This is a genomic window from Stutzerimonas stutzeri, assembly GCF_000590475.1.
GTDB lineage: Bacteria > Pseudomonadota > Gammaproteobacteria > Pseudomonadales > Pseudomonadaceae > Stutzerimonas > Stutzerimonas stutzeri_D.
On the sequence record NZ_CP007441.1, the window covers coordinates 1,011,186 to 1,026,451 of the forward strand.

Annotated in this window: 14 protein-coding genes; 2 read left to right on the plus strand and 12 right to left on the minus strand. The window is 61.7% G+C overall.

All coding sequences use genetic code 11. The features are described 5' to 3' along the window. Positions 1 to 20 precede the first annotated feature (20 nt). The 10 genes from panD to dksA form a co-directional block, all read right to left on the minus strand. Positions 21 to 401, minus strand: coding sequence for an aspartate 1-decarboxylase (gene panD / locus CH92_RS04635; RefSeq protein ID WP_025240609.1), 381 nt, complete (start codon positions 399 to 401; stop codon positions 21 to 23). Positions 402 to 501: 100 nt separating this feature from the next. Further along, complete coding sequence (gene panC / locus CH92_RS04640) at positions 502 to 1,368, minus strand: pantoate--beta-alanine ligase (protein WP_025240610.1); 867 nt, start codon at positions 1,366 to 1,368, stop codon at positions 502 to 504. Then, positions 1,365 to 2,165, minus strand: coding sequence for a 3-methyl-2-oxobutanoate hydroxymethyltransferase (gene panB / locus CH92_RS04645; RefSeq protein ID WP_025240611.1), 801 nt, complete (start codon positions 2,163 to 2,165; stop codon positions 1,365 to 1,367). The genes panC and panB overlap by 4 nt, the downstream gene beginning before the upstream one ends. Positions 2,166 to 2,338: 173 nt before the next feature. Continuing rightward, the gene (folK, locus tag CH92_RS04650; RefSeq protein WP_025240612.1) at positions 2,339 to 2,833 is read right to left on the minus strand and encodes a 2-amino-4-hydroxy-6-hydroxymethyldihydropteridine diphosphokinase; all 495 of its coding nucleotides are present in this window, start codon (positions 2,831 to 2,833) and stop codon (positions 2,339 to 2,341) included. Continuing rightward, positions 2,834 to 4,231 carry a polynucleotide adenylyltransferase PcnB gene (locus CH92_RS04655; protein WP_025240613.1) on the minus strand — a complete coding sequence of 466 codons (1,398 nt, stop codon included), beginning with the start codon at positions 4,229 to 4,231 and terminating at the stop codon, positions 2,834 to 2,836. Positions 4,232 to 4,887: 656 nt separating this feature from the next. Further along, the gene (locus CH92_RS04660; protein ID WP_025240614.1) at positions 4,888 to 6,315 is read right to left on the minus strand and encodes a sigma-54-dependent transcriptional regulator; all 1,428 of its coding nucleotides are present in this window, start codon (positions 6,313 to 6,315) and stop codon (positions 4,888 to 4,890) included. A gap of 213 nt (positions 6,316 to 6,528) precedes the next feature. Beyond that, complete coding sequence (locus CH92_RS04665) at positions 6,529 to 9,483, minus strand: sensor histidine kinase (RefSeq protein WP_025240615.1); 2,955 nt, start codon at positions 9,481 to 9,483, stop codon at positions 6,529 to 6,531. Beyond that, positions 9,467 to 9,643, minus strand: a complete 177-nt coding sequence (locus CH92_RS21825; protein WP_003095129.1) for a hypothetical protein — start codon at positions 9,641 to 9,643, stop codon at positions 9,467 to 9,469. Before CH92_RS21825 ends, CH92_RS04665 begins: the two co-directional genes overlap by 17 nt. A 147-nt stretch (positions 9,644 to 9,790) precedes the next feature. Next, entirely contained in the window at positions 9,791 to 10,693 is a 903-nt protein-coding gene (gene gluQRS / locus CH92_RS04675) for a tRNA glutamyl-Q(34) synthetase GluQRS (RefSeq protein WP_025240616.1), read from the minus strand. A gap of 95 nt (positions 10,694 to 10,788) precedes the next feature. Then, entirely contained in the window at positions 10,789 to 11,232 is a 444-nt protein-coding gene (gene dksA / locus CH92_RS04680; protein ID WP_025240617.1) for an RNA polymerase-binding protein DksA, read from the minus strand. Between the two features lie 193 nt (positions 11,233 to 11,425). On the opposite strand from dksA, the gene CH92_RS04685 reads away from it, so the two are divergent. Together CH92_RS04685 and sfsA are read left to right on the plus strand one after the other, a co-directional pair. Further along, positions 11,426 to 12,598 (plus strand): pyridoxal phosphate-dependent aminotransferase, encoded by a 1,173-nt coding sequence (locus CH92_RS04685; RefSeq protein WP_025240618.1) that lies wholly within the window; start codon positions 11,426 to 11,428, stop codon positions 12,596 to 12,598. Continuing rightward, positions 12,598 to 13,305 (plus strand): DNA/RNA nuclease SfsA, encoded by a 708-nt coding sequence (sfsA, locus tag CH92_RS04690; protein WP_025240619.1) that lies wholly within the window; start codon positions 12,598 to 12,600, stop codon positions 13,303 to 13,305. The genes CH92_RS04685 and sfsA overlap by 1 nt, the downstream gene beginning before the upstream one ends. A gap of 64 nt (positions 13,306 to 13,369) precedes the next feature. Here the strand turns inward: sfsA and CH92_RS04695 are convergent, their stop codons facing one another. After that, positions 13,370 to 14,689, minus strand: a complete 1,320-nt coding sequence (locus tag CH92_RS04695; protein WP_025240620.1) for a PQQ-dependent sugar dehydrogenase — start codon at positions 14,687 to 14,689, stop codon at positions 13,370 to 13,372. A gap of 43 nt (positions 14,690 to 14,732) precedes the next feature. Continuing rightward, complete coding sequence (locus CH92_RS04700) at positions 14,733 to 15,260, minus strand: MgtC/SapB family protein (RefSeq protein ID WP_025240621.1); 528 nt, start codon at positions 15,258 to 15,260, stop codon at positions 14,733 to 14,735. Positions 15,261 to 15,266 lie beyond the last annotated feature (6 nt).

Here is a 15,266-nt window from a genome sequence, read left to right on the forward strand (position 1 = left end):
TTTGCGCAACTCACTCGGAATCAGGCGACCTGAACCGGAATGGCGTTGCTGGTATGACTGAGATCGCCATCGGCGCCCATGTACAACACGTGTGGCTTGAAGCTCGCCAGTTCGGCTTCGCTGTAATGCGCGTAGGCACAGATGATCAAGCGATGACCGACGCCGGCCTTATGCGCTGCGGCGCCATTGACGGAGATGATCTTCGAACCTTCCTCGCCGCGGATGGCATAGGTGGTAAAGCGTTCACCGTTATCGACGTTGTAGATCTGGATCTGTTCGTATTCGCGGATGCCGGCCAAGTCCAGCCAGTCGCCGTCGATGGCGCAGGAGCCTTCGTAATCCAGCACCGAATGGGTCACCTGGGCGCGGTGCAGTTTTGCCTTGAGCATGATGGCGTGCATGGCGGGTTCCTCCGGGTGCGCAAGCGGCGCAGAGTGTGCCCGAACCCTCGGACCTGATCAATACCAAGGGCCAATCGGACCATACCGATAGTGGGCGTGATTACGATGGCGCGGGCTTGCCAGTATCCACCAGCAAGTTGTCGATCAGACGCGTCTTGCCGAGAAAGGCCGCTGCGAGAATAACCAGTTCGCGAGTATCCGCGGCGGCGGGTTTCAGGTCCGACGCATCACGAAACTCCAAGTAGTCAGGCCGCAGACCGGCGGCCTTCAGCGCCTGCAGACCCTTGGCCAAAAGGCCTGGATAGTCCCGATCCCCGCTGTGGATCGCCTCCGCCAGCTGCTTGAGCGTGCGGTACAACGCCGGAGCCGTCGCACGCTCATCGGCACTGAGGTAGCCGTTGCGAGATGATAGCGCCAAGCCGTCATCGGCGCGCACGATCGGCTCGCCAATAATCTGCACCGGCATGTTCAGGTCACGAACCATGGTGCGAATCACGGCCAACTGCTGAAAATCCTTCTGGCCGAACACGGCGAGATCGGGCAGCACCATGTTGAATAATTTGCTGACAACCGTAGAGACGCCGTCGAAATGCCCCGGCCGACTACCGCCGCATAGCCCTTCGGACACGCCCGGTACGCGGACGATGGTCTGCATGGCTTGGCCGTGGGGATACATTTCCTCGACGTTTGGTGCGAACAAAAGATGACAGCCCGCCTCGAAGAGCTTTTCCTGGTCGGCGGTGAGCGTACGCGGATAGCTGGCGAGATCCTCGTTGGGACCGAACTGCATCGGGTTGACGAAGATGCTGGCAACCACGAAGTCGGCGCGTTGACCCGCCTTCTTCACCAGCGCGATGTGGCCAGCATGCAGGTTGCCCATGGTCGGCACGAAGCCGATGCGTTTGCCCTCGCCACGCGCACGTGCCACCGCGGCGCGCAGGTCAGCGATAGTCTTGACCACGTTCATGCGGAAAATCCATGTTCGGCTGCGGGAAATTCAACGGCCTTTACCGCCCGTACATAGGCGGCGATGGCGGAGGGGATGTCGCCATGCTCCGGCATGAAGTTTTTGACAAACCTGGGCGCGCGTCCACTGAGCGAAAGCCCCAGCATGTCGTGCAGCACCAGCACCTGGCCATCGGTGGCGTTGCCGGCGCCGATGCCGATCACCGGCACCGCGACGGCCTGGGTAATGCGGGCGGCCAGTTCGCTGGGGATGCACTCGAGCAGCAGCATGGCGGCGCCAGCGGCTTCGAGGGCCTGCGCGTCGGCAATCATCTGCTGCGCCTGGGCATCCTGGCGGCCCTGGACCTTATAGCCACCAAAGATGTTCACGGCCTGAGGGGTCAGGCCCATGTGGGCACAGACCGGAATGCCGCGTTCGGCCAGCAGTCGAATGGACTCGGCCAGCCATGCCGCACCTTCGACCTTGATCATGTGCGCACCGGCCTTCATCAGCGTCGCCGAGTTATCCAGCGTTTGCTCGACGGTCGCGTTGGCCATGAAAGGCAGGTCGGCAAGAATCATCGCGCCACGATTGCCGCGTTTGACGCAGGCGGTGTGGTAAGCCATCTCTTCAACGGTCACGGGCAGGGTGCTGTCGTGTCCTTGCAGGACCATGCCCAGAGAGTCGCCGATCAGCAGCATCTCGACCCCGGCTTCGCAGGCGGTCTTGGCGAAGGTTGCGTCATAGCAGGTGAGCATGACGATTTTTTCGCCTTTCTGCTTGAGGCCTTGCAGGGTAGTCAGGGTTACGTCTGGCATGAATGCCGTCCTCCTAGAGCCTCTGAGAGATCACGTTGCACTCGGAGCGTCAGCGATTGCGCGCTGAGCGCCTCAATTCGATGCGTGCCGGTAGCGGGCGCTTATAGTCCCGATGGCAGCGTGCTAAGTCAATCAGGAGTGTTACCCGCACCGTTACAACTGTTACCGACTGGTTACAAGGCGTCGTCCAGGCGTTCCAGGCCCTCGAAGGGGCAGGCTGCGATAAGCTCGGCGAGACGGCGTCCATCGGCCAATTGCAGCGCCTCAGGCGCCACCTCAGCAAGTGGATACAGTACGAAGGCCCTGGCGTGCAGGTGGTAATGCGGCACCGTCAGGCGTGGTTCATTGAGCTGGCGATCACCGAACAGCAGGATATCCAGATCCAGCGTTCGCGGGCCCCAGCGTTCCGCCTTGCGCTCCCGGCCCTGGGCTCGTTCGATGGCTTGCAGCGCATCGAGCAATTCGAGCGGCGCCAGCGCGGTGTCGAGTACGGCGACGGCATTGTTGTAGCGCGGTTGGTCCGGTGGGCCGAGCGGGTCGCTGACGTAAAGCGAGGACACGGCGACGAGCCGGGTTAAGGAGATAGCCGCCAGCGCCCGGATCGCACCGCGCAACTGTTCGCGGGGCTCGGCCAGATTGCTGCCAAGGCCGATGTATACCCGTTCCATTTAATCGACGGACGCCGGTGCGCTTTCATTCGGGCCGCGTTTGCGTCGCCCGCTGCGGCGTCGTTTACGGGGCGCGCCGCTGCCATCGTCCTTACTGCTGAGTCCGCGAATCATGTTGCGGCGTTCGCTTTCGCTGGCTTCCTGGTAGTCGGTCCACCATTCGCCCAGGTTGTCGGTCTGCTCCCCAGCGCTTTCGCGCAGCAAGAGAAAGTCATAACCCGCGCGGAAACGCGGATTGTCCAGCAACTGGTCGGCGCGACGTCCCTGGCGGCGCGGCAGACGCTCCTGCATGTCCCAGATTTCCCGCATCGGCATGGTGAACCGCTTCGGGATGGCTGTGCGTTGGCATTGTTCCCAGATCAGCTCGTGTGCCGCTTCCTGCATCGCCGGTATCGGCGGCAAGCCTCGGGCCTGCGCCTCGGCTACGCGCGCCGGTAAGGCCGGCCAGAGCAACGCGGCAAACAAGAATGCCGGGGTGACCGGCTTGCCTTGGGCAATGCGTTGATCGGTATTGGCCAGGGCGTTGCGGATCAGTGTGCCGGCATACTCGGGATTGTCTTCCAAGGCTTCGGCGCTGGCTGGGAACAGCGGGGCGAAGAGGTCGTGTTCCAGCAGCAGTTCGAAGGTGCGTTCGGCCTTGCCGCTGAGGAACAGCTTGATGATCTCGTCGAACAGGCGGGCCGAGGGGACATCGTTGAGCAGGTCAGCCAGATCAGCAATGGGCTCGGCGCTGTGCTGTTCGATCTCGAAATCCAGTTTCGCAGCGAAGCGAACCGCACGAAGCATGCGCACCGGATCTTCCTGGTAGCGCTGTTCTGGATCGCCGATGAGGCGGATCAATCGATTGCGTATGTCACGAACGCCATGGGTATGGTCGAGAATGCGCTCGCTCGAGGGATCGTAGTACAGAGCATTGATGGTGAAGTCGCGGCGCTGGGCGTCATCTTCGAGGGTGCCATAGACGTTGTCGCGCAGGATCCGTCCACTTTCGTTGCGGGACGCAAGATTAATGTCTTCGTCGTCGTCCGCTTCCGGATGGTTGGCCCGGAAGGTGGCGACTTCGATGATTTCGCGGCCGAAATGTACATGGACCAGCTTGAAGCGGCGCCCAATGACTCGGGCATTACGAAACTCGGCGCGCACCTGTTCTGGCGTGGCGCTGGTGGCAACATCGTAGTCCTTCGGATCCAGCTCCAGCAGCAGATCGCGGACGCAACCACCCACGACGTAGGCTTCGTACCCGGCATGCTGAAGTCGCTCGACGACGCTGACGGCGTGCCGGCTGAGATCGTTGCGATGCAGCGAATGCTGCCGGCTGGACAGTATTTCGGGTGTGCGACGGGGATGCGGGAAGCGGCGCAGGGGAGAACGAAAAGACTGGAACAGCTTTTTCAGCATGAGAGGCACTGTGTGGCGAAATGACAAGATGGCGAAGGAAATAGCCACGAAACGAGCGTGGATTCTAGCACCGGGAAAGGGGATGGTGAACGAAGCGCGGGGAGGTGTCAAAACAACGGCCGAAGCCAGAAAGCACTAGGGGGAGCCGAAGCTCCCCCCTTAAATGATGTCGCGTGCTTTGTTGTTATTAGTATTTCGGGCGTGTTGTTTTTGTTTGATCACCCGTTCCCTTCGGCTTTCGCGTCCGGGAATCGCTCCTACGTTGGGAGCAAAGAGCAAACGGATTTCTTTGGTCGCTGACTTGCCATCGATCATCGATCCAACCAGTTCAGGCACTGCTTAGGCAGTTTTTGTTGTTCTCGGCCTGGTCGTGGGGCAAAACCCCATTTGGCATTTCCTCTCCAAAAGAATCAGTTAGCTACGCCTCTGCCTTCTTGTATTTATTTTGCTAGAGCCGGTACGTCTTGTTCTTATTGTGGGTCTGCTTGTTATTGTTGTTGTGCCAGATAGAAAGCATTTGCCGTGCCAGTTTTTGAAAAACCTTTACAATCAACAAGTTAGCTTTTTAGGTGATTATTCGTGCTCATGAAAAACCGGGTTCCCGTTACCGATGAACCCGGTTTCTGTTACGTGTCGGTGGGGTGGGTAACAACCTGTTAACCGGTGACACTGGACTTGCGTCGGGGAATCCCCAGCCGCTGGCGACGCTCCCACAAGCACTTACGGCTGATTCCCAGCTTGCGGGCAAGCTCGGTCTCGGTCATGTGGTCCTGGTGTTCGAGTACGAAATGCTGGAAGTAATCCTCCAGTGAAAGGTCCTCGGTCGGTTCGTTGCTGGTCGCGATGGAAGAACCTAGCGGAGCGCAAGGCTCATCGAAGTCGTCATCAAGGTTGTCGAGTTCGATATCGATTCCCAGCAGCTCTGCGCTGATCTCCTCGCTCTCACTGAGGATCGCAGCCCGCTCGATGGCATTCTCCAGTTCCCGGACGTTCCCCGGCCAGGCGTAGTGCCGTACGGCCTGCTCGGCCTCCCGGGAGAAGTGCAACTCCTCGCTACCCATGCGTTCGCTCTGCCGTGCCAAGAAAGCCTTGGCGATTTCCAGCACATCGGTGCCGCGCTCGCGCAGAGGCGGTAGCTTCAAGGCAATGACATGCAGTCGGTAATAGAGGTCTTCGCGAAACTGCCCGTTCTTGGCCAGCGTCTTCAGGTCACGGTGGGTGGCGGCGATCAGACGTACATCGACTTTTTGCGATTGGGTGGAGCCGACACGCCGGATCTCTCCCTCCTGTAACACACGTAACAACCGCGCCTGCGCTTCCAAGGGTAGCTCGCCGATTTCATCCAGGAACAAGGTCCCTCCATCGGCGGCCTCGACCAGCCCGGCGCGGCCGGCACTGGCACCGGTGAACGCACCTTTCTCGTGACCAAAGAGCTCGGATTCGATCAGTGTTTCAGGGATGGCGGCGCAGTTGACCGAAATCATCGGTGCCTTGGCGCGGCGGGAAAGATTATGCAGGGCGCGGGCGACAAGCTCTTTGCCAGTGCCCGACTCCCCTTGAATCAGCACATTGGAATCAGTCGGCGCGACCTTGCGGATCTTGCCGAACAGATCCTGCATCGGGCCACAGCGTCCGATGATGCCGATCCCGCTGTTGCGCGATTCGCCCTCGGCCGTCGCATTCGGTGGGGTAGAGGCGCCGCGTGAGCTGGCTGGGGACGCGTTAGCTGCCTGCTGCCGATCATGCAGGATGCGCGCGACGGTCTGCAGCATTTCGTCGTGGTCGAAGGGTTTGGCGATGTAATCCACCGCTCCCATTTTCATTGAATCCACTGCGGAGCGCAGGCTCGCGTAGCTGGTCATGATCAACACGGGGGTCCCTTCGGCGAGCTTGATCAGCTCGGTGCCGGGTGCGCCGGGTAGGCGAAGGTCGCTGATGATGAGATCGAAACCCGGAATGCTGAAGCGCTCCTGCGCTTCCTGCACCGAACCGGCTTCGCTGACCGCGTACTGGTTGCGTTCGAGCAGTCGGCGCAAAGCGGAGCGGATAATGGTTTCGTCTTCGACGATCAGAATATGTGACATCAGTACTCTCTCGACGGTCTGAAGGCGGCTGCAGGTGGGTGGATAATGGCGCCTAGGAGCGCTCGTCCCGTGGCCTGCGCTAGCTGTCGTGATGCGGTGTGGGTCTGTCCATGCCCATTCAGGATTGCGGCTCCAGGTGTAAGCCTCTGGGTAGCCGGCTGTACGCCGAGTGGCCTATGGGCCGATATCGGACGAACGACGCCCAACGCCTCGTCAATCAATGGCATCTGTCGCCTCGACATGCCGCGGCAGGGTGATACGGAAACGAGTGCCGCGTTGGGTTTCAGGGTCTGCCGGGCTGTCGATATTGATTTGCCCATAATGCTCTTCCACGATCGAATAGACCAGAGCGAGGCCCAGGCCTGTGCCTTCACCAGGATCCTTGGTGGTGAAGAATGGTTCGAACAGGCGATCCTGAATGGACTGCGGAATACCGCTGCCTTCGTCTTCGACAATGAGATAGACGGTCTGCTCGGATTGCTCGCTGCGCACCCGTATCGCACCGCCAGGCTCCGACGCATCGCGAGCGTTGGAAAGCAGGTTGATCAGCACCTGAGCGAGGCGCTGCGGATCGCCTTCGGCCAGATGGAGCGGGTCGCAGAGATTGAAGAAGCGTACCTCCGTGCCTCTCCGGTTGAGTGACAGCAGGGCGATTGCGTCCTGCGCCACGTCGGCCAGACTCACGGGGTAAAGGTCCTGCTGCCTGCCGCCAGCGTGAGCGAAGCTCATCAACGACTGGACGATGCGCGAGACGCGTTTGGTCTGTTCGACGATCTGATTGCTGATCTCACTGATCTCCTTATCGGCTTCTCGCTCCTCGCGCAGGTTTTGCGCCAGGCAGGCGATGCCGGTGATCGGATTGCCGATTTCGTGGGCGACACCGGCGGCCAGCCGGCCGATGCTGGCCAGGCGTTCGGAGTGAACCAGTCGGTCCTCCAGTTGTTGGGTCTCGGTGAGGTCTTCGATCAGCAGTACCAGGCCGCTGTTGCCGGGTGCCAAAGGTTCAGCGATTGCCGCCTTGTGCAGGTTCAGGCAGCGGCTGTGGCCGTCCAGCTGCAGCCGCTGTTTGTGAAGATGTTCCTCGCGCTGCTGAATGAAGTCGGTCAGCAGACTCTGCCAGGGCTCGGCGATGGTCGACAGGCGTGAGCCCACCACTTGCAGCGCCGGGATTTCGGTGAGCTCCTCCAGCGCACGATTCCACATCAGGATTTCCTGGTCCTTGGCCAGCGAGCAGACGCCCATGGGCAACTCCTGCAGCGTCTGGCGGTGGTAACGGCGTAGCGCATCGAGCTCAGCGGCCAGGCCGGTCAGGCGCAAGTGATAGTCCTCCAGGCGACTCTCGATGAAATGGATGTCTTCGGTGACATAACCTTCCGCGCCATTCTTGTAGGACAGGAAGTTTTCAACGATATCCTGGGCGACGCTTGGGCCCATCAGGCCAGACAGGTTCGCCTCGATACGGTCGCGCAGGCGGCGTAGTGCATAGGGTCGATGTTCATCGAAGGGCAGCTGTAGATCTCGCAGCGCCTGTTCCACCTCGCGCTGGGCGGTCTTGGCACCCAGCGGCTTGGCCAATTGGGTGGCGAACTCCTGCGGCGAGGCGGCTGCGAGTTCGCGTCGTTGTGGTCGGCGCACGTTTTCCACCGCGCAGGCCTCGGCGGCCGCCTGCTCCTCGGCGCTGGTCTCGGTGAACAACGAGAGCAGCGAAAATGCCAGCACGTTCACCGCCAGCGAGGCGATCGCCGCCAGGTGCCAGCTGGTGTCATCAAGTACATAGACGACATTGAGCAGCGGGATATAGAAGCCGTCGAGATTGCCAACCAGCGGCAACAGCATGGTGACCACCCAGACACTGATACCCGCCAGCAATCCGACGATATAACCACGGCGGTTGGCGGTCGGCCAGTAGAGCACCGAGAGCACGCCGGGCAGGAACTGCAGCGTGGCGACGAAGGCTACGATGCCCAGGTTGGACAGGTCCTGTTCCGCGCCCAACAGCAGATAGAAACCGTATCCGGCCATGATGATGGCCAGAATCAAACTGCGGCGGGTCCATTTCAGCCATCGATAGATGTTGCCTTCGGTCGGTGGCTGATAGAGCGGAAGCACCAGGTGATTGAGGGCCATGCCGGACAGCGCCAGGGTGCTGACGATGATCAACCCGCTGGAGGCTGACAGCCCACCGACGAACGCCACCAGCGTCAGGACTTCGCTCTGCGCCGTAATGCCTAGGCCAAGGGTGAAATATTCAGGATTGGTGCTGACGCCGAGCTTGAGACCGGCCCATAGAATCAGCGGCACGGCCAGGCTCATCAGCAGCAGATACAACGGCAGGCCCCAACTGGCACTGACCAGGGCACGCGGGTTGAGGTTCTCGGTGAAGGTCATGTGATACATGTGCGGCATGACGATGGCCGAGGCGAAGAACACCAGCAGCAGGGTGCGCCAGGGGCCTTCCTGCAATGGCGTATGCAAGGCCTGCAGCGCCGACTGGTTCTGCAGCAGCCAGATCTCCAGCTGATGCGGGCCGCCGAACACGACATACAGCGCATACAGGCCGATGGCGCCGAAGGTCAGCAGCTTGACCACCGATTCGAAGGCGATGGCGAAGACCAGTCCTTCGTGCTTCTCGCGCGTGGCGATATGCCGGGCACCGAAAAGGATTGTAAACAGCATGATCATCACGCAATAGCCCAGCGCGACCCGCTCCTGCAGCGGCTCTAGCGTGAGAATGCCGATGGCGTCGGCCACCGCCTGGATCTGCAATGCCAGCAGCGGCAGCATGCCGATCAGCATGACGACAGTGGTCAGCGCGCCGCTCCAGGTGCTGCGGAAACGGAAAGCGAACAGATCAGCCAGCGAGGCCAGCTGATAGGTGCGGGTGATGCGCAGGATCGGGTAAAGCAACACCGGCGCCAGCAGGAAGGCACCGCAGACGCCGAGATAGGTGGCCAGGAAGCCGTAGCCGTACTGATAGGCCAGACCAACGGTGCCATAGAACGCCCAGGCGCTGGCATACACACCCAGCGACAGGGTGTAGGTCAAGGGATGACGGATCACCCAGCGGGGGATCAGCCCGCGTTCGCTGACCCAGGCCACGCCGAACAGCACCAGCAGATAGGCGACGCTAATCAGGATCAGGTGGCTGAGGCTAAAGCTCGTCTGCATCGCGCTGACTCTGAAGGATGAAAGTCACCACGATGAGGATCAGCCACAACAGATAGGGCCGGTACCAGGCGCCGTTGGGGTCGATCCACCAGTCCATGATCGCGGGGGAAAACAGATAGATCCCCACCACCAGGAGCAGCACCAGTCGGTAGATGTACATGCTGGAACTCGTGTCGTAAGTGGAAGAGATGGTAAAGGAAGCCGCCAAAAGCTTGAAGCTTGAAGCTAAAAAGCGCCAGTGCTCACACTGATTCGCTTCCGGCTTCCGGCTTCCGGCTTCCGGCTTCCGGCTTCCGGCTTCCGGCTTTCAGCGCAGCTGCGCCTCGGCAAGGGTGCGGCAGTGCGGGATCTGCTCGGCATCCCAGCGTGGAATCGCCCAGGCCAAAATTTCGCCGGGCAGCGCGTCATGCAACTCGTTCGGGGTCGGCTGGCCGAGGGCGCGTAGCGCGCGGAGCAACAGCGGCGTGGCTTCCGCAGGCTGTAGCGGTGGTGAACGGTAACGTTTGCCCAGTTTATGGCCGTCCGGTTGGATGATCAGCGGCACGTGCAGGTAGCGTGGCTGCGGCAGGCCGAGCAGTGCTTGCAGATACAGCTGGCGCGGAGTGGAGTCGAGCAGGTCGGCACCACGGACGATGTCGGTTACGCCCTGCCAGGCGTCGTCGAGCACCACGGCCAACTGGTAGGCGATCAGCCCATCGCGACGGCGAATGACGAAATCGCCGACCTCGCGCCCGAGATGCTGGCGAAATTCACCCTGCACGCGGTCGGTAAAGGCGTATGCGCGATCGGGCACGCGTACACGTATGGCGGCATTCTCCACGCCTCGTTCAGCATCGCGGCAGAAGCCAGGATAAAGCCCGGCGAAGGGCTGCAGCTGTTTGCGCGAGCAGTCGCAAGCGTAGACATGACCGTCCTGCCACAGACGCTCAATCATTGCGTTGTAAATATCCAGCCGCTCGCTCTGGCGCACCATCTGCCCATCCCACTCGAATCCGTAGGCTTCCAGCGCTTGAAGGATGGCCTGCTGCGCACCGGGCATTTCCCGCGGTGGGTCGAGGTCTTCCATGCGCAACAACCAGCGACCACCCGCTGCGCGGGCATCGAGGTACGAGGCCAGCGCTGCGATCAGCGAGCCGAAATGCAGATAGCCGCTGGGCGTGGGGGCGAAGCGGCCAACATAGGGGGAGGGGGTAGTAACGGCTGGGGGCATGGCGGCCGGCTCGGGTAGATAGCCGCGAGGCGGGGGTACGGCGCGGCGCGATGGGCCTGAAAATGAAGCGGGGCGCCGAAGCGCCCCGTTCGGGATCAGGAACCGATCTGCTTTTCCTTGATCTCCGCCAGCGTTTTGCAATCAATGCACAGCGTGGCGGTGGGGCGGGCTTCCAGTCGGCGGATGCCGATCTCGACGCCGCAAGAGTCGCACCAGCCATATTCGTTGTCTTCGATCAGCTGCAGCGTCTCGTCGATCTTCTTGATCAGCTTGCGCTCGCGGTCGCGGGCGCGCAGTTCCAGGCTGAATTCTTCTTCCTGGCTGGCGCGGTCGGCTGGGTCCGGGAAGTTGGCCGCTTCGTCCTGCATGTGATGCACGGTGCGATCGACTTCCTCCATCAGCTCCTGCTTCCACTTGTTGAGGATGCCGGTGAAGTGAGCGCGCATGTCGTCGCTCATGTACTCCTCACCCTTGGATTCCTTATAGGGCACGAAGGCGCGAATCAGTTGGTTGCTGGGTGTCGTTTTGGTAATGGGCATGGATGAACGCCTCTCGCTATGTCCATTGCGCAGGATAGTGAAATCCCTCTGCCGGCCCGTGCCGGCCCTGCGGCTGCAAGCGGGCGAACTTACCAGATCGTATCGGGGTGCGCTACTCCCGAATATCACGGTGGCTGCGGTGTCAGAGGGACCTTCGGTAGAATTCACGTTTTGTACTCATCAGGAAGGTCAGATGACCTCGTCATATAGCGCGCGTAGCCGTGCAATCGAACCCTTTCATGTCATGGCGCTGCTGGCGCGAGCCAACGAGCTGCAGGCGCTGGGCCGTGATGTCATTCACCTGGAAATCGGCGAGCCGGACTTCACCACCGCTGCCCCCATCGTCGCGGCCGGTCAGGCTGCCCTGGCGGCCGGCCATACACGCTACACAGCGGCCCGAGGGCTGCCGCGGCTGCGCGAGGCGATTGCCGGTTTCTATGCCGAGCGCTATCAACTGTCTATTGACCCCGAACGTGTGCTGATTACTCCCGGCGGTTCGGGCGCTTTGTTGCTCGCCAGCAGCCTGCTGGTCGATCCCGGTAAGCACTGGTTGCTGGCCGACCCCGGCTACCCCTGCAACCGGCATTTCCTACGCCTGATCGAAGGCGCTGCACAGTTGGTGCCGGTGGGCGCTGACGTTCGCTACCAACTGACGCCCGATCTGGTCGAGCGCTATTGGGACAGGGATAGCGTGGGTGCGCTGGTCGCCTCGCCGGCCAACCCGACCGGTACGCTGCTCGACCGCGACGAGCTGGCAGGCTTATCCGCCGCGCTGAGGGCACGCGGTGGGCATCTGGTGGTGGACGAGATCTACCATGGCCTCACTTATGGAACCGACGCGGCCAGTGTGCTGGAGGTGGATGACGAGGCTTTCGTGCTTAACAGCTTCTCCAAGTATTTCGGCATGACCGGCTGGCGCCTCGGTTGGCTGGTGGCGCCGCCGGCGGCGGTACCAGAGCTGGAGAAGCTGGCACAGAACCTTTACATCAGCGCACCGACTATGGCTCAGCATGCGGCGCTGGCCTGCTTCGAGCCGGCCACGCTGGACATACTCGAGGCGCGCCGGGCTGAATTCGGTCGTCGCCGCGACTTTCTGCTTCCCGCCCTGCGCGAGCTGGGATTCGGCATTGCGGTGGAACCCGAGGGCGCTTTCTATCTTTACGCCGATATCCGTGCGTTCGGCGGCGACGCCTATGCCTTCTGTCAGCACATGCTGGAAACCGAGTTCGTGGCCATCACCCCGGGGCTCGATTTTGGCCGCCATCAGGCCGGGCATCATGTGCGGTTCGCTTATACCCAGGATCTGCCGCAACTGGAGCAGGCGGTTGAGCGCATCGCCCGTGGCCTGCAGAGCTGGGTTGGCTGATGCGCTTCTCGACGCCTCTCGAGCAGGGCCGGCTGGTGCGACGTTACAAGCGCTTCCTCGCCGATATCGTCACTGATGCCGGCGAACACCTGTGCATTCATTGCCCCAATACCGGCTCGATGCTCAATTGCATGGAAGAGGGCGCGCGGGTCTGGTTTCAGCGCAACAGCGATCCCAAACGCAAATTGCCAGGAACCTGGGAGCTGGTTGAGACGCCGCAAGGCCGCCTGGCTTGCGTCAATACCGCGCGCGCCAATCGCCTGGTCGAGGAGGCGTTGTTGGCCGGTGTGATCAGCGAACTGTCTGGCTTCACTGCGCTCAAGCGCGAGGTGGCCTATGGCGCCGAGAACAGCCGGGTCGACTTTCGGCTGGATTTTGCTGATGGCCCAGCATTCGTCGAAGTGAAAAGCGTGACCCTCGGCTTTGGCGGCACGGCCGTCGCGGCCTTTCCCGATGCGGTGACGACGCGAGGCGCACGCCATCTGCGCGAGCTGGCGGCGCTGGCTCGCAACGGGGTTCGAGCGGTACAGCTGTACTGCGTGAACCTGTCCGAGGTAGAGGCGGTGCGACCGGCCAGCGAAATCGATTCGCTATATGCGGACGCGTTGCGTGATGCCAAGGCGGCAGGTGTCGAGTTGCTGGCGTACGGGGTCGAGCTGTCTCCAGAGGAAATTCGGCTGGCGCGCAGGTTGCCTGTGCTGCTTTGACCGCGTGGACCTGGTTCGCCGTTCAGCGATGCGGTCAGCCAGATCAGCTGACCGCACCTGCTGCTCAGTTGCCGCCGGGCGTCACTCGCCAGATGCGGTCGCCGACATCGTCGGCAACCAGCACCGCGCCGGTCTTGTCGACGGCCACACCCACTGGGCGGCCCATGGCCTCTTCCTTGTCGTTGACGAAGCCGGTCAGAATATCCTCGGCTTCACCGTTCGGCTCGCCGCCCTTGAACGGCACGAAGACGACCTTGTAGCCGCTGCGAGGCTTGCGGTTCCAGGAACCATGCTGGCCGATGAAGGCGCCGTTGCGATAACGCTCCGGCAGCAACGAACCTTTGTAAAAGGCCAAGCCCAGCGAGGCGGTATGGGCGCCGAGGGCATAGTCCGGCACCAGGGCTTCGGCCACCAGCTCGGGCCGCTGCGGTTTGACGCGTTCGTCGACGTGCTGGCCATAGTAGCTGTAGGGCCAGCCATAGAATCCACCGTCCTGCACCGAGGTCATGTAGTCGGGAACCAGATCGCTGCCGATCTCGTCGCGTTCGTTGACCGCGGTCCAGAGCTTGCCGCTAACCGGTTGCCAGTCCAGTCCGTTGGGATTGCGCAGGCCCGAAGCGAACAGACGCAGGGTTTTATTCTTCGGGTCGACCTCAAGGATCGCCGCGCGGTTTTCTTCGGCTTCCATGCCGTTTTCGGCGACATTGCTGTTCGAGCCGCTGGTCACGTACAGGCGCGATCCGTCCTGGCTGGCAATCACGTTCTTGGTCCAGTGATGGTTGATCGGTCCGGCGGGCAGGTCGACCACTTTTTCGCTCGCACTGTCGATGCGGATCGCGCCCTCCTTGTAAGGAAAGCGCACCAGGGCATCGGTATTGGCGACGTACAGCTGGTCGCCGACCAACGCCATACCGAACGGGGAATTCAGTCCTTCGAGGAAGACCGAGCGCTGTTCCGGTGTGCCGTCGCCGTCCTTGTCACGCAGCAGGGTGATGCGATTGGCGCTCTGGCCGCCGGAGCCGGCGCGCGCCATGACCTTTTTCATGATCCAGCCACGAATGCCGTTGCCGTCCTCCGGTTTGGGCGGGGCGTCACTTTCAGCCACCAGCACGTCGCCATTGGGCAGAACGTGGAGCCAGCGCGGATGATCGAGGTCCTGCGCGAAGACTTCGACGCGCAGGCCGGCGGCTGTTTGCGGCTTCGCCCCGTCAGGCCAGCCGGTTGCCTTGGCGATGTTGACGGTTGGTAGTAGCGACTTGTTGGGTTCCGGAAGTGCGGGATCCGGCCCGTAACCCCGCTCCACGGGCACGCTCGCGGTATCACCGCAGCCGACGAGGCTTAGCGTCAGGGTGGTGCTGAACAGATAGGCAGTGCGGCGTGGCATGTGCGACTCCTGCAAGTAGCTGACAATGATGTGTCGCGCCCGATCAGGGGTTCTGCTCGCGGTCGCGGCCCTTCTGCTCATCATGCTGAGCATTTTTGGCGGTGCGCTGTTCCAGTCGCGGCATCAGCAAAAAGATCATCATGGCGAGGCATGTCGTAAGCACGGCCGTGGCTTCATGGCCCAGTCCGGCGGCAACACCAATGGCGGCGGTCAACCAGATTCCGGCTGCGGTGGTCAGGCCTTTGACGTCCCGCTGGGAACTGCCCTTGAGAATAGTGCCAGCACCGAGAAAGCCAATCCCGGTAACGATACCCTGCATCACGCGCGACAGATCTTCGAGCGGCATGCCGCCCTCTAGCGGTACCAGCACGAACAGAGCCGCGCCCAGGGCCACCAGCATATGGGTTCGCAAGCCGGCGGCCTTGCCCTTGTATTCCCGCTCATAGCCAAGCACGCCACCCAGTAGCGCGGCCAATAGCAGCCTTACCGACACCCTGACCCCATGCTCCAGGTCGGGTATGTCAGAGAATTCCGATGCAACGGTGCGGCTCACTATCTCCCACCATTTCATGACCGC